The 24,297-nt window shown below is 58.3% G+C and carries 20 protein-coding genes and 1 pseudogene; 15 read left to right on the top strand and 6 right to left on the bottom strand.

Features of this window, described 5'->3' with window-relative positions:
- The first annotated feature begins 138 nt into the window (after positions 1-138).
- The 4 genes and pseudogenes from thiI (at position 139) to bipL (ending at position 4,824) form a co-directional block, all read left to right on the top strand.
- Positions 139-1,611: a tRNA uracil 4-sulfurtransferase ThiI gene (gene thiI / locus FHR87_RS13225; RefSeq protein ID WP_183167199.1), complete on the top strand. Its 1,473-nt coding sequence runs from the start codon at positions 139-141 to the stop codon at positions 1,609-1,611.
- A gap of 134 nt (positions 1,612-1,745) precedes the next feature.
- Positions 1,746-3,566, top strand: coding sequence for a translational GTPase TypA (gene typA / locus FHR87_RS13230; protein WP_183167200.1), 1,821 nt, complete (start codon positions 1,746-1,748; stop codon positions 3,564-3,566).
- Positions 3,567-3,649: 83 nt separating this feature from the next.
- A pseudogene (locus FHR87_RS19265) lies at positions 3,650-3,751 on the top strand (type 1 glutamine amidotransferase domain-containing protein); the annotation flags it as partial.
- A gap of 128 nt (positions 3,752-3,879) precedes the next feature.
- Positions 3,880-4,824, top strand: coding sequence for a phospholipase BipL (gene bipL, locus FHR87_RS13240; RefSeq protein ID WP_183167239.1), 945 nt, complete (start codon positions 3,880-3,882; stop codon positions 4,822-4,824).
- A gap of 90 nt (positions 4,825-4,914) precedes the next feature.
- Here the strand turns inward: bipL and FHR87_RS13245 are convergent, their stop codons facing one another.
- From FHR87_RS13245 to FHR87_RS13255, 3 genes are all read right to left on the bottom strand, one after another.
- Positions 4,915-5,994 carry a DUF4214 domain-containing protein gene (locus FHR87_RS13245; RefSeq protein ID WP_183167201.1) on the bottom strand — a complete coding sequence of 360 codons (1,080 nt, stop codon included), beginning with the start codon at positions 5,992-5,994 and terminating at the stop codon, positions 4,915-4,917.
- A gap of 228 nt (positions 5,995-6,222) precedes the next feature.
- The gene (locus FHR87_RS13250) at positions 6,223-6,951 is read right to left on the bottom strand and encodes an energy transducer TonB (RefSeq protein WP_221189840.1); all 729 of its coding nucleotides are present in this window, start codon (positions 6,949-6,951) and stop codon (positions 6,223-6,225) included.
- A 212-nt stretch (positions 6,952-7,163) separates the two neighbouring features.
- Positions 7,164-8,861, bottom strand: a complete 1,698-nt coding sequence (locus FHR87_RS13255; RefSeq protein WP_183167203.1) for a ShlB/FhaC/HecB family hemolysin secretion/activation protein — start codon at positions 8,859-8,861, stop codon at positions 7,164-7,166.
- A 1,007-nt stretch (positions 8,862-9,868) separates the two neighbouring features.
- On the opposite strand from FHR87_RS13255, the gene FHR87_RS13260 reads away from it, so the two are divergent.
- The 4 genes from FHR87_RS13260 to FHR87_RS13275 all read left to right on the top strand — a co-directional run bounded on the left by FHR87_RS13260 (position 9,869) and on the right by FHR87_RS13275 (position 16,251).
- Positions 9,869-12,958 carry a two-partner secretion domain-containing protein gene (locus FHR87_RS13260; RefSeq protein WP_183167204.1) on the top strand — a complete coding sequence of 1,030 codons (3,090 nt, stop codon included), beginning with the start codon at positions 9,869-9,871 and terminating at the stop codon, positions 12,956-12,958.
- A gap of 211 nt (positions 12,959-13,169) precedes the next feature.
- On the top strand, positions 13,170-14,222 hold the full coding sequence (locus FHR87_RS13265) for a FecCD family ABC transporter permease (RefSeq protein WP_183167205.1): 1,053 nt from the start codon (positions 13,170-13,172) through the stop codon (positions 14,220-14,222).
- Positions 14,222-14,998 carry an ABC transporter ATP-binding protein gene (locus FHR87_RS13270; protein WP_183167206.1) on the top strand — a complete coding sequence of 259 codons (777 nt, stop codon included), beginning with the start codon at positions 14,222-14,224 and terminating at the stop codon, positions 14,996-14,998. The genes FHR87_RS13265 and FHR87_RS13270 overlap by 1 nt, the downstream gene beginning before the upstream one ends.
- A gap of 86 nt (positions 14,999-15,084) precedes the next feature.
- Positions 15,085-16,251 (top strand): ABC transporter substrate-binding protein, encoded by a 1,167-nt coding sequence (locus tag FHR87_RS13275; protein ID WP_183167207.1) that lies wholly within the window; start codon positions 15,085-15,087, stop codon positions 16,249-16,251.
- 21 nt (positions 16,252-16,272) lie between these two features.
- Here the strand turns inward: FHR87_RS13275 and FHR87_RS13280 are convergent, their stop codons facing one another.
- Positions 16,273-17,037 carry a DUF2059 domain-containing protein gene (locus FHR87_RS13280; protein ID WP_183167208.1) on the bottom strand — a complete coding sequence of 255 codons (765 nt, stop codon included), beginning with the start codon at positions 17,035-17,037 and terminating at the stop codon, positions 16,273-16,275.
- Between the two features lie 251 nt (positions 17,038-17,288).
- Between FHR87_RS13280 and FHR87_RS13285 the strand changes: the two genes are divergently transcribed.
- Together FHR87_RS13285 and FHR87_RS13290 are read left to right on the top strand one after the other, a co-directional pair.
- Positions 17,289-17,891: a 2OG-Fe(II) oxygenase gene (locus tag FHR87_RS13285; protein ID WP_183167209.1), complete on the top strand. Its 603-nt coding sequence runs from the start codon at positions 17,289-17,291 to the stop codon at positions 17,889-17,891.
- A gap of 98 nt (positions 17,892-17,989) precedes the next feature.
- Positions 17,990-18,415: a DUF2141 domain-containing protein gene (locus FHR87_RS13290; RefSeq protein ID WP_338021253.1), complete on the top strand. Its 426-nt coding sequence runs from the start codon at positions 17,990-17,992 to the stop codon at positions 18,413-18,415.
- Here FHR87_RS13290 and FHR87_RS13295 read toward each other — a convergent pair.
- Positions 18,409-18,720, bottom strand: a complete 312-nt coding sequence (locus FHR87_RS13295; protein ID WP_183167210.1) for a hypothetical protein — start codon at positions 18,718-18,720, stop codon at positions 18,409-18,411. The two genes, FHR87_RS13290 and FHR87_RS13295, sit on opposite strands and share 7 nt — an antisense overlap.
- Before the next feature lie 119 nt (positions 18,721-18,839).
- Here FHR87_RS13295 and FHR87_RS13300 point away from each other — a divergent pair, with 119 nt between their 5' ends.
- Positions 18,840-19,817 carry a magnesium transporter CorA family protein gene (locus FHR87_RS13300; RefSeq protein WP_183167211.1) on the top strand — a complete coding sequence of 326 codons (978 nt, stop codon included), beginning with the start codon at positions 18,840-18,842 and terminating at the stop codon, positions 19,815-19,817.
- Positions 19,818-19,897: 80 nt separating this feature from the next.
- Here the strand turns inward: FHR87_RS13300 and argH are convergent, their stop codons facing one another.
- Positions 19,898-21,304 carry an argininosuccinate lyase gene (argH, locus tag FHR87_RS13305; protein WP_183167212.1) on the bottom strand — a complete coding sequence of 469 codons (1,407 nt, stop codon included), beginning with the start codon at positions 21,302-21,304 and terminating at the stop codon, positions 19,898-19,900.
- Between the two features lie 105 nt (positions 21,305-21,409).
- On the opposite strand from argH, the gene FHR87_RS13310 reads away from it, so the two are divergent.
- The 4 genes from FHR87_RS13310 (at position 21,410) to FHR87_RS13325 (ending at position 24,281) form a co-directional block, all read left to right on the top strand.
- A complete protein-coding gene (locus FHR87_RS13310) occupies positions 21,410-21,646 on the top strand; it encodes a hypothetical protein (protein ID WP_183167213.1) in 237 nt (78 codons plus the stop codon).
- Positions 21,643-22,386: a LytR/AlgR family response regulator transcription factor gene (locus FHR87_RS13315; RefSeq protein WP_183167214.1), complete on the top strand. Its 744-nt coding sequence runs from the start codon at positions 21,643-21,645 to the stop codon at positions 22,384-22,386. The genes FHR87_RS13310 and FHR87_RS13315 overlap by 4 nt, the downstream gene beginning before the upstream one ends.
- 183 nt (positions 22,387-22,569) lie before the next feature.
- Complete coding sequence (gene hemC, locus FHR87_RS13320) at positions 22,570-23,511, top strand: hydroxymethylbilane synthase (protein WP_183167215.1); 942 nt, start codon at positions 22,570-22,572, stop codon at positions 23,509-23,511.
- Entirely contained in the window at positions 23,508-24,281 is a 774-nt protein-coding gene (locus FHR87_RS13325; protein ID WP_183167216.1) for a uroporphyrinogen-III synthase, read from the top strand. Before hemC ends, FHR87_RS13325 begins: the two co-directional genes overlap by 4 nt.
- The last annotated feature ends 16 nt before the right edge of the window (positions 24,282-24,297 follow it).

Here is a 24,297-nt window from a genome sequence, read left to right on the forward strand (position 1 = left end):
TTATGCGCAAGTGCCGGTAAACAAGCTGTATTCAAATGTTAAACCGATCAATGGATGTCGATTTTCGTTATAATCCGCCACTTTGCCCATGATCATTGCAGCTGCTTGCCGGCTCGTTGTACCCATGAAATCGCGCCCATGAAACTGATCGTCAAGGTTTTTCCGGAAATCACCATCAAGAGTCGGCCGGTGCGCAAGCGCTTTATCCGTCAATTGGCCAGAAACATTCGCAATGTGCTGCATGACCTTGATCCCGGACTGCGTACCGAAGGTGAATGGGACAATCTGGAGCTGGACACTTCAGTCGATGATCCCAAGGTATTGCACGAGATGATCGAGCGATTGGCCTGCACGCCTGGGATCGCACACTTTCTCGAAGTGCATGAATACCCGCTGGGGGATTTCGACGATATCCTGGAGAAGTGCCGGCTGCACTTCGGCGAGCGGTTGCCCGGTAGGATCTTCGCCGTGCGCTGCAAGCGGGCCGGCAAACATCCGTTCGGCTCCATGGACGTGGAGCGCTATGTCGGTAGCCGGCTGCGCCAGGAATGCGGGGCAGCAGGCATTTCACTGAAGCAACCGGACGTCGAGGTGCGGATCGAGATTCGCGACCAGCGTCTGTTCGTGATCCATGCCCAGCACAAGGGGATTGGCGGCTATCCGCTAGGAGCGCTGGAGCAGACGCTGGTGCTGATGTCCGGTGGGTTCGATTCCACCGTGGCCGCCTGGCAGATGATGCGCCGAGGCCTGCTCACACATTTCTGCTTCTTCAATCTCGGTGGTCGCGCCCACGAGCTGGGTGTGATGGAAGTCGCCCATTATCTCTGGAAGAAATACGGTAGCTCGCATCGAGTACTGTTCATCAGCGTGCCGTTCGAAGAGGTGGTTGGCGAGATCCTGAAAAACGTCGACGATAGCCAGATGGGCGTAGTCCTCAAGCGCATGATGTTGCGCGCCGCCACGCGTATCGCCGAGCGCCTGCATATCGATGCCTTGGTGACCGGCGAGGCGATTTCTCAGGTGTCCAGTCAGACCTTGCCCAACCTCGGTGTGATCGACGCGGCCACCGACATGCTGGTGCTGCGCCCGCTGATTGCGACGCACAAGCAGGACATCATCGATACTGCCGAGAGCATCGGTACTGCCGCGTTCGCCCGGCACATGCCGGAGTACTGCGGAGTGATTTCAGTCAATCCTACGACCAGGGCCCGCCGTGGACGCATCGGGCACGAGGAAGAGCGTTTCGATATGCACGTGCTCGAACAGGCACTGGCCAATGCGCGGCAGGTTTCCATCGATCAGGTGATCGATGAAATGGGCCGTGATCTCAAGGTCGAGGAAGTCGATCAGGCTCTGGCAGGGCAGATTGTGCTGGATATTCGTCACCCGGACGCCAGCGAGGATGAGCCGCTGGAGTTACCTGGCATCGAGGTCCAGGCGTTGCCGTTCTATGCCATCAACAATCGTTTCAAGGATCTGGACGCCTCTCGTCAATATCTTCTGTATTGCGACAAAGGTGTCATGAGCCGTCTGCATGCTCATCATCTGTTGCATGAGGGGCATGTGAACGTGCGGGTCTATCGACCCGAGGCCGCAGGCGACAGGCCATGATCGAAGATACCTTGATCCGCAACCTCATCGAGCCGCAGCAATTGCGCCCTCCCGATGGCCTGTCAACGCCGTTTGCACAAACCGCCTGCAGCGTGAAGCCTGCAGTCTGAAGCTTTTTTCTTAGAGATAACATTGTGATCGAGAATCTTCGCAACATCGCCATCATCGCCCACGTCGACCATGGCAAGACCACTCTCGTGGACAAGCTGCTCAAGCTGTCCGGCACCCTTGACCGCAAGGAGGCCGAAGGCGAGCGCGTCATGGATTCCAACGACCAGGAGCGCGAACGTGGCATTACCATCCTGGCGAAGAACACCGCCATCAAATGGAATGGCTACGACATCAACATCGTCGATACCCCCGGACACGCCGATTTCGGCGGCGAGGTAGAGCGCGTGATGAGCATGGTCGATTCCGTGCTGCTCTTGGTCGACGCCCAGGACGGCCCCATGCCGCAGACCCGTTTCGTGACCCAGAAGGCATTCAAGGCCGGCCTGCGTCCGATCGTCGTGGTCAACAAGATCGACCGTCCCGGTGCTCGCCCGGACTGGGTCATCGACCAGATCTTCGACCTGTTCGACAACCTCGGGGCAACTGAAGAGCAGTTGGACTTCCCGATCATCTATGCCAGTGCCCTGAACGGTATCGCCGGTGACGATCCGGAAAACATGGCCGAGAACATGGACCCGCTGTTCCAGGCTATTGTCGATCATGTACCGGCCCCGGCTGTCGATATCGAAGGCCCGTTCCAGATGCAGATTTCCCAGCTGGACTACAACAGCTTCCTCGGCGTGATCGGCATCGGCCGCATCGCTCGCGGCAAGATCAAGGCCAACACCCCGGTCGTCGCTGTCAGCGCCGATGGCAGCAAACGCAATGGCCGAATTCTCAAGATCATGGGCCACTCGGGCCTGCAACGCGTTGAAGTGCCGGAAGCCCAGGCTGGCGATATCATTTGCATCAGCGGCTTCGATCAATTGTTCATTTCCGACACCCTGTGCGATCCTTTGAACGTCGAGGCATTACCGCCGTTGTCGGTGGATGAGCCGACCGTGAGCATGACCTTCCAGGTCAACGACTCGCCGTTCTGCGGCAAGGAAGGCAAATTCGTTACCAGCCGCAACATCAAGGAGCGTCTGGAGAAAGAGCTGCTGCACAACGTCGCGCTGCGTGTCGTACAGGGTGATGATGCCGACAAGTTCAAGGTTTCCGGCCGTGGCGAGCTGCACCTGTCGGTGCTGATCGAAAACATGCGCCGCGAAGGCTTTGAGCTGGCTATTTCCCGTCCGGAAGTGGTTATCAAGGAAGTCGACGGCGAGAAACAGGAGCCCTATGAAAACGTCACCATCGATATCGAGGAAGTCCATCAGGGTCCGGTGATGGAGCAGATGGGCCTGCGCAAGGGTGAATTGAGCAACATGGTGCCGGATGGCAAGGGCCGCCTGCGCCTCGAATACGTCATTCCGGCACGTGGCCTGATCGGCTTTCGCAACTCGTTCCTCACCATGACTTCCGGCAGCGGCATCCTCACCAGTACCTTCAGCCACTACGGGCCGATTAAGTCCGGCGAGGTAACTCACCGCCAGAACGGGGTGCTGGTCTCCATGGCCACCGGCAAGGCGCTATCCTACTCGCTGGAAACCCTGCAGGACCGTGGCAAGCTGTTCCTCGCTCCAGGCGATGAGATCTACGAAGGCCAACTGGCCGGCATCAACAGCCGCGACAACGATCTGGTGATCAACCCCACCAAAGGCAAGAAGCTCGACAACATGCGCGCTTCCGGCAAGGACGAGACCATCCAACTGGTTCCGCCGATCAGGTTCACCCTGGAGCAGGCGCTGGAATTCATCGACGATGACGAGTTGGTGGAAGTGACGCCAAAGTCCATCCGCTTGCGCAAGAAGTACCTCAACGAGAACGACCGCAAGCGCTACGAGCGCAGCAGCAAGATTTGATGCGCTGAGCGAGCGGTAAGGTAAGACAAAAGCCCTGCTGGAGTGATCTGGCGGGGCTTTTTGCTCTCTGAGCTGGAAAATGCATCGTTCTGACCCGCGGCGGGAAATATCCAGCTTTGAATCGTGTCACGGGCTTATGGCTCGGTGCAGCAGTGCATTTCGTGAAGAAAGCCAAAGTGGCTGGATAGCATTTGCGGGTTGCCAGGCTGCGGCGCAGGTCGACCATCACTGCGAAGCGTGTTGGCTTGCCACGCTGGGTCTGAGGAAAGAATAATCGGCAGGTCACGGAGAAATATGCATGTCCGATCTAGTCCTGCCTGGAACGCTTCAGCCCGATCAGCTTCGCGCCAGTTTGGGAATGCTCGATGAGTCTGTCGGGCTTTCCCATGAAGGACGTTACTACCAGGCTTTCTATGGCCTGGACCTGCCGCATCGTTCGAAAATCCAGAGCCGCCTGGGACGCGTGCAGGTCAAGGATTACGAGATTGTCGTACAGTGCTGGTGGCCGCCGGAGCCGAAGGGTACGCTGGTTTTCCTGCATGGTTACTATGACCACATGGGGCTGTATCGACATGTGGTGGATTGGGGGCTGGAACTGGGCCTGGCCGTGATTGCCTGTGATTTACCGGGGCATGGTCTTTCCAGTGGGCCACGGGCAAGCATCAACGAGTTCGACGAATACCAGCATGTGCTGAACGCATTGCTCAATGAGGCTCATCGACTCGATCTTCCGCAGCCCTGGCACTTGCTGGGGCAAAGCACCGGTGGGGCGATCCTGCTGGATTACCTGTTGCATCAGCCGGAAGACCCGGCACTGGGCCAGAGTATGTTGCTTGCGCCGCTGATCCGGCCGCAGGCCTGGGTGCGCTCAGCGCTCATCTATCGGCTGGTCCGACCGTTCGTCACGCAGATTCCGCGACGCTTCAGTGCCAACTCCAGTGACTCGGATTTCCTTGAGTTCATCCAAAAGCGCGACATGTTGCAGGCGAATATCCTGCCCGTTGCCTGGGTCGGTGCGCTGGATCGCTGGATTCAACGCATAGAAGCTGCTCCCGGTTGTTCGCGCCAAGCGCCGCTGATCGTGCAGGGCGAGCAGGATACGACGGTAGACTGGCAGTACAACCTGCCGGTGTTGGAAGAGAAATTTGTGAAACCGGAAATCCTTCGCTTGCCCACCGCCCGGCATCACTTGGTCAACGAGAGCCAGGAACTGCGCAAGGTGTATTTCGATTTTCTGCGGGAGAGAGTGGTGGGATAGAGGCTATGAGGGTATGGGGAATGATTGAGAACTACCCTCGGCCTTCCGGCCGGGATAGCTCGGTGGGTGAACCAGATGAACACCCGGATACTAGCCCATAGTATGGCCTGAGTGATCTTCCGGCACCTGGCCAACGACGGTGATGTCGGTGGAAGGTTCGGTCGTTCCAGGGTTCAGAACGATAACGTTCTGGGATTTTTCAACCGCTTCGTCGGATGAAACGAAAGCTAACGCGACATCGGCGCGGGAGATGCCGTTGGTCAACTGGCCTTCCCAGTAAGCCGCGCCGTCGGCATCAACTGTTCTGTGCAGGGCTTTCTCGTAGAGGGAACCGACGAACTGTGTATTGCTGGCATCGGTATTGGCTGCCTGGAATTCCTGCGAATTCAGAAAACCGTTGGCGATATCCAGAGGGTTGGCCCCCTGGTCGAGCTGATCGAGCCAGTACAGGGCGCCAGCCGCGTCCGGTGCACGATCGAGCAGCGCTTCGTACAGACGCATGGCGTTGCCGTCGTTCTGGTTATCGACAATCACTATGCTCTGGGAGCCGAAGCCGACGATCTCGACGTTCGACAACGTAGTGACGGCAGAGGTAGCCGTATTGGTGAACTGCAAGTGACCATCGCTTACTTGGTGGCTGTAGTCAGTGATCGCGCCGCTAAGCCGAACGGTATCGATACCGGCGCCGGCATCGATGATGTCGTTGCCTTTGCCTGATGCAATGATGTCGTTGCCAGTTCCGGTATGGATGATGTCATTGCCTTCGCCTCCTTCCACCATGCTGTCGCCATTGCCCCACAGGGTAATGGTGTCATTGCCGAGGCTGCCCACCACGATTCCACCAGCGTGATAGTTGACCACCTGATCAGGGTACGAAATGCTCCAGTCGATCTGCGCCTGGGGGGTGTAGGCGTTTTCGAATGCCAGCACTCGGCTACCGAGCAAGGCTGCATCGGGAATATTGCTGGCATCGGTGACCAATAACAAATCCGGGGTAACCCCAGCCGGGCTTTGCAGGGTCTGGCCATCCCAGTGAGCCACGTAGAACTCGCTGGTTCCTGCAGGTAGAAGGCTTCCGTGAATGGATCCTCTGATGGTGATGGGGGAAACCGACATGGTCGGGTGAAGGTTTTGGGCAACGGTATTGGGGCCGTCATATCGAAACGCCATAACGCTTTCTCCTTTTCGAGCCACCGGTAGTGGCTTGCAGGTTACGGGGAAGTGAAGGTTTTCGTGGTTGCAAGGGGAGCCCGGTAGATGCCGAAAGGGAAAAGATCCGGGCAAGCCTCAGGTTGCAGGGAGCGGTAACAGGCCGTGTGGGTCCGCAGGAAACAGACTTCTGGTCAGCATGGAAGATAGGCAGGAGAGCGCTATTGAACGCCACTCCTGGAAACTGGATCAGTTGCCCCTGTTGCCGAACGATATGGCTATGGAAACGTCCATTGGCCTGGGTGGACGAGCGAAGGGCATGCTGGCCGAGGCAGCCTTTAGAGCGCTCGCATCCAGCGCTGGATGGCCGCTGCTCCTTGCTATGCGCAGCGAGCCATGCTGAATGGCACCATCTGCCCCGAGGCTGAAACTGATGATGGGTATGCCTTCGGCTCCGCCTCTCCTGGCCTCGGGGGGGTAGATAAGGTTGCCCTGTACAACTCGCCTGATATTCCTCAGGTATTCCTTGATGAGATTCGTTTCCCGTTGCTCGTGGCTGATTGTTTGTTGCTGTTGCAAGGGGCCACCCCCAGTGCTGGCAGCGGCTTTGGCTGCCGTGGATGAGGGTGTCGCCTGCGCGGATTTTTCCAGCAATTTGTCGGGGAAGCGTTTCGGCGAGTGAACAATCTTTGGTGGGGGTTTTTGCTCGGCTGGCTTCACTGGCCTGGCTTTTCCTCGCGCTAGCGGGGGATCTGGTTTTACCTCTGGTGTCTCGCTGGTTCCCTGTGGCGGTTGTGAAGGTCGAGCGGAGGGTTGTACGGCCGCGCTGGCTGGTTTTGCTCCCGGCGAGATCTGTTCGAGTTGCCGTTCCGTAATCAATCCCTGGATTTCTATGACCAGTTTGTCTCGCTCCGGTGGTGTGGGCGGCCTGGAGTCGTTGGACAGCAAGATGAATGCTGGGCCTATATGCATGGTCATGGACAGGAGAAAACTCAGGCATATCCCGACCCTACTGTTGCCCATGGGCATTGGTTGAATCAGTGTTGAATATCGGTCGGTTTCCACAGTGGCTTCCGATATCGTCGCGTAGGAAGAGAGCGTCCGTTCGTATGGAAAGATGTCCGTTCATCCGCATGGTCCTTTTGCGTGGTGCCGGTCGAGGGCTTTCATCCTTGGTTTTGGCCTGTTACTCAGAAGCGCAGACCGAATTGCGCCAGCAGCCGACTCTGTGACTTACGCTCGCTGATGTTTTCCTGTGCTCCCAGGGTGTGGGCCAGCATCATTCTGCCGAACAGGTATTTGGAGCCGAGGTTGTAGCTGAGCCCGGCATCCTTCAGCTTTGTTCCGTTGTGTTCGGTGGTGTAGCCAGCGTTTTCCTGATAAACCCTGCCGATATCGAAGAACACTCCGAGCGAATGCTCGATACCCAGCAGGCCCGGCAATGCATGGCGCAATTCGCCATTGAACAGGTAGCCGCTGTCTGCGCTGATCCCTTCGGGATATGACTTGACTCCCGAGGTCCCGGAGATGCTCATTTGCTCGCTGCCATCCAGGTTACCGCTGAGCGATTTCTGCAGGGTCAGGGAAGCGAGTCCTGTCAATGCGTTGGTAAAGGCCATGCTGCCGTACCAGGACAGGTTGAGCTTGGAGAACTCCCCCAACGTATCGACACCCGCCCTGTTGAAGGCGCGATCCTCACGATTGTCGATATCCAGTCGACCGAAACTGACTCCGCCGGATACCGTGGTGACGATATTGAAGCCCAGCAGGTTGGTGAAACTGTCCTGCTGCAGGCCCAGTCGTGTCACTTTGATATTCCTGGAGGTCGAGGTGTCCAACTGCTTGATTTCGTCGCGCAGGCTTTTTCTGGCTAGGTTCAGCGACAGATAAAGGCTCTTTTGACGCGTCCTGATCAGTGGGTAAGAAAGCGTCGCTTCGAAGATTTCGGAAATACCCGAGGCGTCCAGGTCGGAATATTCTTCGCCGAGCTCATAACTCGTCCGTGACGCTGCCAATGTTGCCCGCAGACCATTGGACGAGAGTGGAAAGGAGTAAGCGAGCCGTCCGCTTTCCAGTCCCTGTGATTTCCGTTCCGAGCTCATGCCGCTGATGGACAGGCTGTCACCCCAGCCGAGTGGCGAAGCGATATCCAGGCCAAAGCTCATCCTGTTCTTGCCCGTATAGCGCGAGCCATGATTGTCATACAGCAGATAGCCATTAAGGCGCTTGGAGGATTCGACGTTCACGTCGAAGTCGGATGTTCCGAAATCTTCGCCGGGGGCGATGGTTACGGTGGGCATCTCGGCTCCAGGCAGGTCGTAGATCAACAGCATGGCGCGTTCGAGGCTGTCGCGAGTCAGGGCGGATGACTCCCTGGCCTGATCGAGGATGGCGTACAGTACGCGGTCATTCACCAAGGATTGGTTGTTCAACTGAAACTTGCCGTATTTGCCTACGATCACGCGGATCGATAGCACGCCATCCGATGCGTTTTGCCTTGGTACATAGGCTCTTGCCACCAGATAGCCATGGTTGCGGTAGTAGAGCGTGATTTGATTGGCCGCCTCGACGATTTCGGCCATGGACAAGTCCCTGTTTCGATAGGGGGCCAACAGCGCCAGGAGTTCGGCCTCGTCTACGAATTCAGCGCCTTCCAACCGAAAATCCCTGACGAAGAGCTTGCGGCCTTCAGGCAAGGTGAACGGTAGTTCTTCCTGCTGGATGATCTGTGGTTTGGGCGCTTCCTGCGGCAGGGGTGCCTTGGGGGGGGCCGAATCGCGAATGGCATCGGAAATGTCGTAATCAGGCAGGGCCTGGGCAAGGGCGTTTCTGGAAGAGAAATAGCCAATGGACAGGGCTGATATGACCAATACTCCCCGACAGGTCATATTCCACACAAATAGCCTGAATTGCTCGCTCACCGCTAGTTAGCCTCAGCCAAGATAGAAAGTTGTGTCAGCACTTCACCGGCATGGTTTTCCACCACGCTCAACTGCATGGATACCGGCACTCAGGCGCATGGAGTAAGCCGATACTTAACGTCTGCCTGATATCTTCTGGAGAGATATCAGGGGACGACCCTGGGTGAGTGCATGGCCGCCTATAACGGGGCTGTGGTCGTCTGGGGTTGCTGTGTTCGCTGGCAAGCAAGGCATGCTTCTTTCCTCATCCACTAAGGAGTACTGGAATGCACTGGTTCGGTCAGAGAGCATTCCAGCCATGTTGAATCAATGGCGTCAGCCTTAAGCAAAAAGAAAGCCATGTTTAACGTGGCCGTGGCTATCAGCCACTAATCAGGGTTAATGCCTCGCAATTTATTATGTATTTTGATTTATATGTTTTTCGGGGGTTTCCGACGTCGATCCGGATAGGTCGTACAGAGCGGTACATTTACTACATTATGTAGCTATGCATACAAAAATGTCGCAAACAAAACAGGGTATGGTTCGGGCGGCCAAATGGGGCTTTTACAGACAGGGACAGTGATCGGTTTTTGACGTATTTTTATATTTATATTGTTGTTTTAAGGTGTTTTTATTGATTTATGGCTGAGTGTTCCGTGTTTGTCTGGGTAGGTGACTCGCTTTGTATGGGGGCTTCTGCCATGTGACGATTCTATTTATATGAATATATTGTTAGTGATAGTGCTGTTCCGCTGTCTTCCATCGATAAATCAAATATTTATTATATGTAGATAGCTATATTGATTTATCTGGGGTTTCAGCTCTGATGCCTTGTTATACCGGTCTATGGTCCGTTTTTTGCCTGACGGGTTGCTGCTCTGCTTGACCGAAATTCTTGAGGAGTAAGGGAATACCATGGCTCGTTCTTTGCCCCAGCGGTGCTCGTTGTATCAGACCCTGCCTTTGCCTTTCTGTAGTGAGACGATCAATTGATGGCTCGCTCTGGATTGTGTCTGGTCATCTCGGCTGCGTTCTGGGCCTTGCCCCGCTTGCCGCTGGCTGCTCCAGTGATTGGTAACGGCGGAGTTTCCAGCGGCGCAGCAGTGATCAGTCAGTCAGGCGCGGTCACCACTGTCGATCAAGCCACTGCCAAGGCGACCATCAACTGGCAGAGTTTCGGTGTCGCTCCTTCCGAGACGGTCAATTTCAAGCAGCCGGATAGCTCCTCAATCACCCTCAACCGGGTCATCGGTAGTGAGAAGAGCGTGATCGACGGTGCGCTGAACGCCAATGGCCAAGTGTTTCTGATCAATTCCAATGGTGTGTTGTTCGGCCATGGTTCGCGAGTCAATACCGCTGGCTTGGTGGGTAGCACGCTGGATCTCAGCGATCAGGATTTCAATGCCGGCACCTATCGGTTCAAAGCCAATGGCACCAGAGGCAGTGTGGTCAACCAGGGCAGCCTGACCACTGGCGTGGGAGGGTATGTCGCCCTGCTGGGCAGCCAGGTCTCCAACCAGGGTGTGGTGACAGCCACCTGGGGGACGGTGGCATTGGCCAGTGGAGAGCGAATCAATCTGCGTTTCGACGGGAATTCGCTGTTGGGCCTCGATATTGAGCAAGGGGTTCTGGATGCCTTGGTAGAAAACCGCAAGGCCATCTACGCCGACGGCGGTACAGTGATCCTGACTGCCCAGGCGGCGGATGATTTGCTGACGGCCCAAGTGAACAATACCGGGCTTATTCAGGCGCAAAGTATCGACGATTTGCTGGGAGAGGTGCGTATCGATGCCCATGGTGGTACGACAACCCTCGATGGAACCCTGGATGTTTCTTCTACTACCGGCAGCGCCGGGCGTATCACGGCCCAGGCCGGACGTTTTGGCATCGCGCCGACTACCCGCTTGCTGGCAAGCGGGGCCGGGGGTCACCAGGATGGTCTGCTGGCATTGAGCAGTAGTGGTCCGTTCAGTATCGGCGATGGCAGTTCGACACTGGATGCGATAGCGCTGAACACCGCCCTGGCCCAGCTTTCGGTGGATCTGACCGCCGGCAGTGGCAACCTTGAGGTGAATGCTCCGGTCAACTGGTCTGCCCATACTTTCGGGCTGCATTCCAGTCAGGATATCAACATCAACGCAATTCTGACGGCCACTGGCGATGCCAGTTTCCTGGCCACCTGGGGCCAGTCCGTCAGGACTGCCGTTTCCGACTACGATGGCTACCGGGCCCTGGTGGATCCGCAGTTCGACGAGCGCCTCTACGGCATCAATATGGCTTTCGATACAGATGCGATGGGGCAGCACAACGATCGCTTTAAAGGCCGCATCGATTTCGACAGCCGCGGTACGGTCACCCTGGGACAGCCGGGCCAAGTACAGGCATACAAAGTAATCAATACTGCCAGTGAGTTGCAGGCGGTCGGTATGCAGGGAAACTATATCCTGGGACGTGATATCAATCTCAGCCAGGTTGGAAACTGGACGCCACTGGCCAGTGGCGGGGTCTTCAACGGCCATTTCAACGGGTTTGGCCATGTTATTGCCAATCTGAAATCCACTACTAATGGCTTGTTTCGTACGCTTGGCAGCACCCAATATGCCGGCAGCAACTGGAGAAGCTATCAGATCAGCGGGCCTTCGCTGGTGAACCTGGGGTTGACGGGGGTGGATATCCAGGTGGCGGATGCCGGCTATAACAGCATTGGAGCGCTGGTCGGAACTGCGGATGGAATCCTGAAGAATGTATTCGCCGCCGGTCATATCAACGCTACCCAGGCCCCCATGGAAAGTGGCTATGTAGGGGGGATGGCAGGTCGTATCCAGGGGCTTGCGCAAAACAGCTATGCCAGGGTCGAGGTGGCCAGCCATAACTATCTCTATTCCGGCGGTTTTGGCGGATGGATTGCAGGTAGTGCCCGCCTGGCTAACGATTATGCCGCTGGCAACGTGACGGTAACGGCCGATCCCGGCATGTTCACGTTGCGCAACGGATTGATGATGTCGGCCGGGGGATTTGTCGGAAGTTTCGATGGCGACACCATTACCAGCTCCTACGCGACTGGAAATGTCCAGGGCGGCTGGTATCTCGGTGGGTTCGTCGGCCAGATTTCCAGCACCGGGGCCATCTACCGCAGTTATGCCACCGGCAATGTCACGCTGGACGACCGGGTTTCTCCTCCGCTTTTGCCAGAAGGCAATCCGTTCAACGTGGAGTGGCGTAATACGGGAGCGGCTGGTGGCTTCGTCGGGTATAGCAATGGGACCATTGCTCGTTCCGCCTCTTCCGGTCGGGTAAGTGCCGTTTCGGGTAGTACAGTCGCCCTGGGTGGTTTCTCGGGCTATACGAATAGTCTGGATATTGCGTTTTCCATCAATAATTACTGGAATATAGAAACCAGTGGCATCAGTTTCATCGGCCGTGGCGAAGGCGTCGTTCCTGACCATAGCTCCCACCACGGCGAGGGATGGTCAAGTAGTGGTAGTGCCACCCCGGTTGCCGATGCCCTTGGCTTGACTCCTGAACAGCTGCATAGAGGTTCCCAGGGGTTGACCGCCGAGCAGTTTGCCAATGTGCAGCAGTATCAGAATGGCCCCATCGGACAATCGGTAGCCAATCAGACATCCGCTCAAGCGGCGGCCGAAGCAGCTGCGCAACAGGCCGCTGCTGAAGCTGCAGCCCAGCAGGTTGCCGCCCAAGTGGCTGCCGAGGCGGCTGCACAACAACAGGCCGCTGCCCAGGCTGCGGCTCAACAAGCCGCTGCTCAAGCCTCCGCCCAGCACACCGCTGCCCAGGCTGCGGTACCAGTCACTCGCCAGCAGAATCGCGCAGTACAGGCCCTCAGCGAGGCTACGCGTATCCGTGACCGCTACCAACAGGAGCTGGCCAAAACCTCGGCCGCGACACTGAAGGTCGCATCTTCTGGCATGCCTCTGGCTCCGCCGGTCGACGAGCACATCCATTTCAACGACGCTGGAAGTTTTTCCGCCAATATTCGTAGTATCTCGGTGGACGGCGTGCAATTCGATCTGGAAGATGAAGGTCAGGACGAAGGCGGGACGCAGGGAAAAGAAGCTCGATAATGCTCAAACAGGGATTGTCCCGTACAGGTGTCGGTGGCGAAAGGCTTCGTCCTGCGCAGGTATTCACGCGATGAGTGCATTGCTTTCCGATCATTGTGTGAGTATCGGACGGTTGAATGCCTTATCCATGTAGAGCCTTGGTAAACATCCTGGGAAGGAGGGCTGACCGAGGCTGCCCAATGTCGTCTCCGTTCCTGACAGGTGTTTCCAAATGAGCCGTCCCGTTTCTCCGTGTTCGGCTTCTAAACGGCGTCCTGCTGCGTCGATATTGCTCCCGTTACTCATCCTGTTGGTGGTTGTCATCACCCTGGTTGCCCTCGGAACAGGGCGCTATCCGGTCAGTATCCTGGATATTTTGCGATTTTCCGCTGGCCTCATCGGCTGGTCGCAACTGGAGCCGGCTCAATTCGATTTGATGTACAACCTGCTGGTCGAAATACGTCTTCCGCGCGTACTTGCTGCTCTTTTGCTGGGGGCAGCCCTGGCGGTATCCGGGGCGGCCTTTCAGGGGGTATTCCGCAATCCGCTGGTATCACCCAACCTGCTGGGGGTGCTTTCCGGTTCGGCCTTCGGTGCGGCGCTTGGTATGTTGCTGGGCGGTAACTGGTTGCTGATCCAGCTAGTGGCCTTTGCATGTGGGTTGGTGGCTGTCGGACTGGCGTTGGCGATTGCCCATGCCTTCGGTCAGGGATCGTTGATCATGCTGGTGCTCGGCGGAATTGTTTCTGGCGCTCTGTTTGCAGCACTGCTGTCGACGGTGAAATATGTCGCCGATCCCTACAATGAATTACCGGCAATCACCCTCTGGCTGATGGGTAGCCTGGCGTCGGTGGAGATCCGCGAGGTCCTCTGGGCAGCGATTCCCATGGGGGCAGCGATTGTCGCGTTGTGTGCCTCTGGTCGCTGGCTGGATGCCTTGGCAATGGGGGATGATGAGGCGCGTACGCTGGGCGTGCCGGTTGCTTTGGTGCGCTATGGGGTGATCGGTTGCGCTACCTTGCTTGGTGCGCTGACGGTCTCGCTGGCCGGCATGATTGGCTGGGTTGGCTTGATCGTACCGCATGTCGCGAGGCTGCTTTGCGGGCCCGGCCATAGCCGGTTGCTGCCGGTCTCGACATTGCTGGGGGCAAGCTTTCTGCTGATGGCCGACCTGCTGGCTCGCAGCCTGGCCGATAGTGAAATCCCTATCGGTATTGTCACCGAATTGCTGGGCATTCCGGTATTCCTGCTGGTGTTACGCCGTGTGCGCCGGGGATGGAACTGATGTCGATGGAGCCGGGAGTACTGCGTGCCTGTGGACTGCGCTTCGAGCGGGCCGGACGCACTGTGCTGGATGGCATCGACCTGAGCCTGGCATCTGGCGATATTCTCGCCTTGCTGGGCGTCAACGGTGCCGGCAAGACGACGTTGCTGCGCTGTCTGCTCGGCTTGCTACGACCTTGTGCTGGTCAGGTCAGTCTGGATGGTGCGCCACTGGCCAGTTTGTCGCGGCAGCGTCTGGCCTGTCGTCTGGCCTATGTTCCCCAAGCCCATGTCGCCCCGTTTCCTTTTAGTGTACGTGAGGTCGTTACCCTGGGACGGCTACCTTACCAGGGGCCGTTCGGGGCTGCGGGCGCAACCGATCTTGATGCGGTGGAAAGCGCGATCGACCAACTCGGGATCGGGGCCTTGGCCGAACGGCCCTATACCGAGTTGTCCGGTGGCGAACGCCAGCTCACCCTGATCGCCCGTGCCCTGGCGCAAGGAGCACGCCTTTTGATCATGGATGAGCCTGTAAGCGGCCTCGATTTTGGTCATCAGATACGCCTGCTCCGGCATCTCGAACGCCTTGCCGCAGATGGCTACGGCATCCTCAAGACAACCCATCATCCCGATCACGCCCTGGCCTGTGCCAGCCGCGTGGCAGTTCTGCATCAAGGGCGCATCGAGGTCGATGATGTGCCGGACAAAGTGCTGACGCCGGAACGAATCCGGCGCTTGTACCGGGTGGATGTGGAGGTGCTGCGGGTTTCCGGCGGACGCAGCGTAGTGATTTATTAGATGCAATCAATGGAGCCTGCCGTAAGTCGGCGTGAGCTGTCAGGTGGTAGGTATTTTCAAGGACTGTCAGAGGTTTTGGAGGCTGAGTGACCCTTCTTCATTGTTCGTGGCGTTCGTGGCGCCTGCCATGGGGTTCCGTATCCCGCCGATTATGCAACCTGCAGAATGGCTCTGTGGCCCGCCAGCGGACCTGGTTGGCATTGGGGATCGGCCTGGCCTTGTCACTGACCACCTTGGAGGCCATGGCCCGGCCAGTGACCGATATGCTCGGGCGTACTGTCGAGGTACCCGAACGTATCGACCGGGTAATCGGTGCCGCACCACCGGTCACGGCGCTGCTTTATGCGCTGGCGCCGGAGCACGTGGTGGGGCTGAATATGCCTTTCTTGCCTGGCGACGAGCGCTTCGTCGGAGCTCGGTTGCCCGCCTTGCCTGTCGTTGGCGGAATACTTGGCCACGGTCGGCGCATGCAGCCCGAGGCTATCCTGGAACTGCGTCCGGATATCGCCCTGTCCTGGGCTGGAGCCGCCGTTCCAGTGGCCAGTATCGACGAGACGATCCGTTTTTTCGAGCAGGTGGGGGTGCCGGTTCTGTTCGTGCGGCTCGATACGCTCACCGACTGGCCGGCGGCGTTCGAGTTCGTCGGGCGACTGCTGGGCCGCCAGCCGCGGGCTGCCGAGCTGGGTGCAGTCATTACCGATGCCCTGACCCGGGTCGGCCAGGCGGTGGCAGATGTTCCGCAGGCTGAGCGCAAGCGTGTTTACTACGCCGAGGGCGTGGATGGCCTGGCGACTGAATGCCATGGCTCCTTCCACGTCGAGCCCATCGATCTCGCCGGTGGCTATAACGTACACCGCTGCACGCCTAGCTCCTATGTGGGCATGGAAAAAGTGAGCCTGGAACAAGTATTGGCCTACGATCCCGAGGTGATTCTGGTTCAGGATGCCGGTTTTCTCTCCCGTCTCGATGAGCATGGCCCCTGGCGCCGGGTGCGTGCGGTACGCGACGGACAAGTCCTGCGGGTACCGCAGAGTCCGCTCAACTGGCTGGATCGACCACCATCCTTTATGCGCGCTCTGGGGATTCAGTGGCTTGCTCACGCGCTTTATCCGGAGCGCTTTCCCTTCGAGGTGCAAAGCGCTACTCGTGATTTCTACGCGCGCTTTTTCGGGGTTGCGCTCGATAATGCCGATCTTGAACGCCTGTTGGATGCCACCGCCTCACCTGGCCCCTCTCATCAGCATCATCACTGACTCCGAGCGGTGGGCAGCGCTTCAAATCCCTCCTTGCGATTGCAGTTCACCCGCTCCCTTGCCGACCGCCAGGCCCGCGCGTATGGCCTGGAGGGCGGCCTGGTAATAGGTCTGGCCTACATCGGACTGGGCGAAGGTCAGGTATTGCTCCAGTTCGGCATCGGACAGGTTGCGGTAGATGTGCAGCAGGGTGTTGTCCATGTCTGCGTCGATTTGCTGGATCAGACGCTGGCGCTGGCTATCCAGGAGGCTCAAGGCCTGCCCTCCAGACAACAGGCCGGGCATCATCTGGCTCAGGCTATCGGCTGCGACACCGGCCAGGGCCAGGCTGACTTCCGCACCGGCTGCGCTGGCTGGCAGGGCCTGGGCCAGATGACGAATCAGCAGTTGGCGGTTACTGCCGGCCTCGATCCGTGGCAAGCCATTGGCATACTTGGCCAATTGCCCACGCTGCGAGGCATGCACTTCGGCGGCCACGATCTTGCGGCCCAGCACGGACTGGTAGAAGTCGAGCGCCGGGTGAGGGTTCTTCAGGTTCGAGCGCAGGGATGTCACTGCGCGGCTGTCGACGGCCTGTGGCGCGAAGCGTTGGCTGCTGTTTTGCTGCAGTACCTGAAACAGTGCCGTGGGAAGTGTGGCCTTGTAGCGTTGCTGGGCTTGTTCCAGGGCATCCTGGAAATTGGCCCGCTGGTCGCTCCAGCCGGCAGTTTCGTAGAGTTTCTGGTAGGTATCGGCAACGCTGGGGAACGCGAAGGTCAACAGTAGGCAAGCAAGGACGGCACGCATGGCTGCTCCTGAATAGCGGGCCAGACTATTCTTGACGGCCTTGGGCCTCTTGTCGAGCTATGCCGCTGCCATTGTTCGGGCTTGTTTGCCGGCTGCCGATCAACGACGAAACCGCTACGTGCCGTTCGCGTCCACTATTGGTGGTTGCGCAGCCTGCGGCGAGCCGAATTTTTACGAATTTCGTGTGTGGCCAGGTGAAAAGCCCTGCACCAGGCTCTAGACTTGCTTACCTCTTGGCGGAGTTTCGACCCGTGCCCTTCCAATCCATCATCGACGATCTGGCTGAGCACGGCTGGTCGTTGCAGGAACACTTTCTTTGCGACGACCTGGCCCATGCCCTGGCAACCGAATGCCGCAAGCGGGAAGCGCGTGGAGATCTGGCGCCGGCCGGGGTCGGACGAGCCGACGCGCTGGCCGTACGCGAAGGTATCCGGGGCGACTTCATCCAGTGGCTGGAGCTTGGCCAGTCGGCTGTCGGCGACCGCTATCTCGAATCGATGGAGTCCTTGCGTCAGGCGTTGAACCGGGAATTTTTCCTCGGGCTGGATGAATTCGAGTGCCATTTCGCCTTCTATCCACCCGGTGCCTTCTACAAGCCCCATCTGGATCGCTTTCGCGACGATGACAGCCGCACTGTAACTGCCGTGGCTTATCTCAATCACGCCTGGCAGCCCGAGTACGGTGGCAGCATGCGCATGTATCTGGAGAACGATGAAACCCTGGATATCCCACCGTTGAGCGGCAGTCTGGTGGTCTTCATGTCCGGCGACATGCTTCATGAGGTCCTGCCGACTACCCAGGAGCGCCTGTCGCTTACCGGCTGGTTCCGTCGACGATCTGTGCAAGTACTCTAGCCCGGATGTAAATGCCGATAATTCGTTGACGCAAGCCGGGCGACTAACCACTCTTTCAGGGTCTTGTTGCGCCAAACCCATTCATGAAGGAGGTTCCTGTGGCGAGATTGCCGAGAATGATCGCTTTGTTTGCCCTGCTGGTCGCTGGCAACGCTTTAGCGCAGACGCTGGAGGTGGAACTCAGAGGCGTGCAGCACGAGCGTGGCAGTCTGCGGGTCGGGCTGTATGTCGATCCCAAAACCTTCCGCAAGGAAGTCCAGGCCTTCCAGGTCAAGCAGGTATCAGCCAGGCCGGGGACGGTCAAGGTCGAGTTCTCCGATCTCAAGCCCGGAACCTATGCCATCATGGCCTACCATGACGAGGATGGTAACGGCGAACTCAACCGCCGTCTCGGCATGTTCCCGACCGAAGGCTACGGGTTGTCGAAGAATCCCGAGATCATCGGCCCGCCGACGTTCGAGGAAAGCGAATTCAGGGTGGGCAGTGAAGCCGTGACCCGGATCGGCATCGACATGCGCTATTGATCCGGCATTTCTGCCAGATCGCTTTTGTCATCATCCTCTGGCAGTTCCGGCAGGGCGCGCAGGGCTTGCTCATAACGCTCGCGGTCGAACGGACGCTGTTCGCGCATCATCTGGCGGATTTCCCAGGCCAGGACCAGGGCCATCAAGCGCAAGGTATCTTCCCGTTCGTGGCCGACCAGGGTCAGTTTGTTGTAGACGGCCTGGGCCGTGGCTGGATCCCCGGATTCCAGCTGGTTCTCGATGGCCTGGATCAAGGCCGCTTCGGCAAAGCCTTCATCCTCGTCCCGTTCGTCATGCTCTTGCATCTTTACTTTTCCCGAATCGGTGGCAGTCTGCCGTGTTGATTTCGTCCTGCCGAAGCTTCGGCTTGGCGGTTTTGCGAACGACAGCAGCGTAGCGTTTAGTTAGAGGCAGTAATCGATAAATGATCATTTATTACCGGATCGACGACAAAGTCTTGCAGCGACAGGTCGCCGACAACCTGCAAAGCCTGCCGCCAAAAGTGCTGTGGATCGATATGTTACAGCCGAGCCAGGAAGAGGAGCGCTTCGTCGAGGCAGCCCTCGGTGTGGATATTCCGACGCGCGAGGAAATGACTGAAATCGAGGACTCATCGCGTTTCTATGAGAACGACGGCACGCTGTATATGACGCCGGTCGTGGTCAGCGGCATTGGCGAACAGCGGCCCGAAGTCAACGATGTGTTCTTCGTGTTCAACAAGGATCGCCTGGTCACTGTGCGCTATACGGAAACTTCGACCTTCCGTACTTTCCCCGGCAAGATCGCTCGTCAGCCGGAGCGACATCGGACCTGCGACATGATTCTTGCCTCGCTGATAGATGGCTTTGTCGATCGCATCGCCGACGTGCTGGAGGATCTGCAAGCGCAACTCGATGGCCTGTCCCGGCAGATTTTCGGTAACGCAGCGGTGCAGGCCAAGCAGGAAAAAGCCGATATGCAGCAAGTGATCAAATACCTGGGGCGACATAATTCACTGCTGGCCAAGCTGGACGACAGCCTGCTCAGTTTCTCCCGGTTGATTACCTACTTGCGCCAAGGTGCCCGCGACCGGATCAGCGAGCCGGCACGCAACTGGTTGAAGGCCGTGGAGCGTGACTTGCGCTCGCTTGGCGAATACCAGGCCAAGATGTCCGGGCAGATCACCTTCCTGCTCGATGCTACCCTGGGGCTGATCAATATCGAGCAGAACAGCATTATCAAGGTGTTCTCCATTGCCGCCGTACTGTTCCTGCCGCCGACCCTGGTCGGTACGGTATATGGCATGAACTTCAAGATCATGCCGGAGCTGGACTGGAGTTTCGGCTACCCATTGGCGCTGGGAATGATGGTGTTTTCGGCGCTGCTTTCCTACGTCTTGTTCAAGTACAAGGACTGGTTATAGGGTATTCAATGGACAGCACGGGTGGCGGCTGGAGAAGAAGCACTTTTCGTCCAGTTTCCACCCGTGCAAGCCTTTAGTCTTCAGCGGTTTTTCTGGCGCCCGGCCAGCAACTCGCGACCACGGACGACTGCCGCCCGTACCTGGCTTGGCGCAGTGCCGCCGATATGATCGCGGGCATTGACCGAGCCTTCCAGCGTCAGCACGGCGAATACATCCTCGCCAATCTGGTCGCTGAAGCGGCGCAGTTCGTCCAGGCTCATTTCGGCCAGATCCTTGCCGGATTCGACGCCATATTTCACTGCATGGCCGACGATCTCGTGGCAGTCGCGGAAGGGTAGGCCCTTGCGTACCAGGTAATCGGCCAGGTCAGTGGCGGTGGAAAAGCCGCGGCGGGCCGCTTCACGCATGATGTCGCGTCGCGGTTTGATCGCCGGGGCCATGTCGGCGAAGGCGCGTAGTGAGTCGCGCAAGGTGTCGACTGCGTCGAACAGCGGTTCCTTGTCTTCCTGGTTGTCCTTGTTGTAGGCCAGCGGCTGGCCCTTCATCAGGGTCAGCAGGCCGGTCAGGGCACCGAATACCCGACCGCTTTTGCCGCGTACCAGCTCGGGCACATCGGGATTTTTCTTCTGCGGCATGATGGAGGAGCCGGTGCAGAAGCGATCGGGCAGTTCTATGAACTGGAACTGCGCGCTGGTCCATAGCACCAGCTCTTCGGAAAAGCGCGAGAGGTGCATCATCGCCAGCGAAGCAGCCGCGCAGAATTCAATGGCGAAATCGCGGTCGGACACCCCATCCAGGGAGTTGCCGGAAACGGCGTCGAAACCCAGCAGCGCGCAGGTGATGCTGCGATCGATGGGGTAGGTGGTGCCGGCCAGCGCAGCGCTGCCCAGGGGCATGCGGTTGACGCGCCGGCGGCAATCGACCAGCCGCTCGTAATCGCGGGACAGCATCTCGAACCAGGCCAGCAGGTGGTGACCGAAGGTCACTGGTTGAGCGGTCTGCAAGTGGGTGAAGCCGGGCATGATGGTGTCGGCCTCCGCTTCAGCGAGCCCCAACAGGCCCTGTTGCAGGCGCGTGAGCTCGCCAAGGATGGTGTCGATCTCGTCGCGCAGCCAAAGGCGGATGTCGGTCGCTACCTGGTCGTTACGCGAACGACCGGTGTGCAATTTTTTGCCGGTAATGCCGATGCGGTCGGTCAACCGTGCCTCGATGTTCATGTGCACGTCTTCCAACTCGACGCGCCAGTCGAAACTGCCGGTTTCGATTTCCTTCTGGATTTCCTGCAGGCCGGCAGTGATGGCGTCGCGCTCGGCTTCGCTCAGCACGCCGACTTTCGCCAGCATGCCGGCATGGGCGATGGAGCCCATGATGTCGTGGCGATAGAGACGCTTGTCAAACTCGACGGAGGCAGTGAAACGGGCGACGAAGGCGTCGACGGGCTCGCTGAAGCGGCCGCCCCAGGACTGGTTGGTCTTGTCGGTGCTCATGAATGCGCTCGCTTGAATCGTGCGTGGCTACGGAAGGGTGCGAATGATAGCAGGCTCGCTACGTTCGGAGTCGTGCCAGGGAAAAGTCGTGAGCTGCTCGCCAGCATGGTTCGCAGCACCGCATTACTGCTGCCGGATACCCTGAAAAACAGGCGTGTGGATGCGGAATTAGTTCTGTTTCGTTCCGTCAAATTATTGAACATGGCTCAATCTGACGGTGCGATCAGTGGCACTTTTCGGTTCGCTGCCGAGTCTGACCCTGGAACGGTGATCAAAGATCACCACTCAATTGTGCTTTCGCCGCTGACGGCGAAGCAAGCGCAGGAAGCCGGATACCTATGAATGTCCTGATTGTCGATGACGAACCTCTGGCCCGCGAGCGCCTCAGCCGACTGGTAGGTGAGCTCGACGGTTATCGTTCTCTGGAGCCCGCTGCCAGCAACGGTGAAGAAGCGCTCGATCTGATCGATGAAATGCACCCGGATATCGTCTTGCTGGATATCTGCATGCCTGGCCTCGATGGATTACAGGTGGCGGCCAGACTTTGCGAGCGCGACACGTCGCCGGCAGTGGTGTTCTGTACCGCAGGCGATGAATTCGCCCTGGAAGCTTTCCAGGAAAGTGCGGTTGGCTATGTGGTCAAACCAGTGCGCAAGGAAAACCTGCAGGAAGCGCTCAAGAACGCCGAGCGGCCCAACCGGATGCAACTGGCCGCGCTGACCCGTCCGACTGCTATCGCCGGCAATGGTCCGCGTACCCATATAAGTGCCCGTACCCGCAAGGGTATCGAGCTGATACCGCTGGATAAGGTGCTGTATTTCATTGCCGACCACAAATACGTCACTCTGCGCCACGAAGGTGGCGAGGTTCTGCTGGATGAACCGCTCAAGGCACTGGAAGATGAATTTGGCGACCGGTTCTTCCGCATTCATCGCAACGCGCTGGTGGTTCGCGACCGAATCGAGCGACTGCAACGCACTCCGCTTGGGCATTTCCAGCTCTATCTCAGAGGGCTGGAAGAGGGGCTCACGGTAAGTCGCCGCCATGTGCCGGGAGTGCGCAAGCTGATGCAGAATCTTTGACTGCGCTGGAACGACTGCACCCTTGAATCCTTACCCTGTTCGCGGCTCCAGCCAATAGTGGCGCATTGATTCCGACCGTAGGGGCTGCTTTGACGCGTAGCTGTTACCTTTCCTCGATCCTGCCAATCCGCCCAGGCAAGACCCTGCTATCATGCGCGGCAATTCAGCTCCCGGAATTCTCCTATGACCTGCGAGATTCGTATCGCTACCCGCAAAAGTGCCCTGGCTCTTTGGCAGGCGGAATATGTCAAGGCGCGTCTGGAAGCGACTCATGCAGGGCTTGTGGTGACTCTGGTGCCGATGGTCAGCCGTGGCGACAAGTTGCTTGATGCGCCGCTGGCGAAGATTGGCGGCAAGGGGCTGTTCGTCAAGGAACTGGAGACGGCCCTGCTGGAAAACGAAGCCGATATCGCGGTGCATTCCATGAAGGATGTACCCATGGAATTTCCGGCAGGACTCGGTCTTTACTGCATCTGCGAGCGCGAAGATCCGCGCGATGCCTTTGTGTCCAATCAGCATGCCAGTCTTGCTGCCTTGCCCCCCGGCAGTGTGATTGGCACATCCAGTCTCCGTCGCCAGGCTCAACTGTTGGCCCGGCGACCGGATCTGCAGATTCGTTTCCTGCGCGGCAACGTGAACACCCGCCTGGCTAAACTGGATGCCGGTGAATACGATGCCATCATCCTGGCCGCAGCCGGTCTGATTCGCCTGGGGTTTGCCGATCGCATCCGCTCCAGCGTCGCGGTAGAAGACAGCTTGCCGGCTGGTGGTCAAGGTGCGGTAGGTATTGAATGCCGGAGTGCCGATACCTCGATTCACGCTCTGCTGGCTCCTTTGAACGATCCCCGGACAGCACTGCGGGTAACCGCCGAACGCGCGTTGAACAAACGTCTGAACGGTGGCTGTCAGGTACCCATCGCTTGCTATGCCGAACTGGAGGGTGATCAGCTCTGGCTGCGTGGACTGGTCGGCGAACCGAATGGCAGTCTTCTCCTGCGTGCCGAGCGGCGCGCTCCAGCTGCGGATGCCGAAGCCTTGGGGATTCTCGTGGCTGAAGAACTGCTGGCCAAGGGGGCCGGAAAAATCCTCGAATCCGTTTATAGTGCCACCGGAGCCGGTGAATGACCGGTTGGCGCCTCCTGCTGACGCGTCCGGCCGATGAATGCAAAGTGCTGGCCGGCATGCTTGCCGAGCAAGGTATACATAGCAGTAGCCTGCCCCTGCTGGCCATCGAGCCGCTGGTGGAAACACCGGAGCAGCGAAGCCTGATCATGGAGCTGGATCGCTATCCCGCGGTGATTGCCATCAGCAAGCCGGCGGCAAGATTGGGCCTGGAGCTGCTGGATCGCTACTGGCCGCAGCCGCCATACCGTCAGGTCTGGTTCACGCCAGGTTCGGCCAGTGGCGCGATCCTGGCCGACTATGGACTCGCTGTCTGCTGGCCGGAAGATGGCGACGACAGTGAATCCCTGCTCGAAATGCCGCATTTGGCGGAAGCGCTGGCCCAACCGGACCCGCGTGTGTTACTGATTAAGGGCGAGGGCGGGCGTGAGTTGCTTGCCGATACCTTGCGGGCACGTGGCGTTCAGGTCGATACCCTGATCCTGTACCGCCGCCGCCTACCCGAATACCCTTCGGACATACTCTTGCAGACCATCCAGGCCGAGCGCTTGAATGGCCTGGCAATTAGCAGTGGTCAAGGCTTGCAGTACCTACAAGAGCTGGCGGCCAGTACTTGGCCGGTTTTGAATCGACTGACCTTTTTCGTACCCAGCTCCCGCGTCGCCGACATGGCGCGCCAGAAGGGAGTAGGGAATGTTGTGGCCTGTCGCGGTGCCGGAACTCCGGCCTTGCTAGCGGCGTTGCGGGAAACTCCCGTACCAGCCGTTTCCTGATGCAAAGGATGGAAAC

The sequence above is a fragment of the Azomonas macrocytogenes genome, assembly GCF_014191985.1.
GTDB classification, from domain to species: domain Bacteria; phylum Pseudomonadota; class Gammaproteobacteria; order Pseudomonadales; family Pseudomonadaceae; genus Azomonas; species Azomonas macrocytogenes.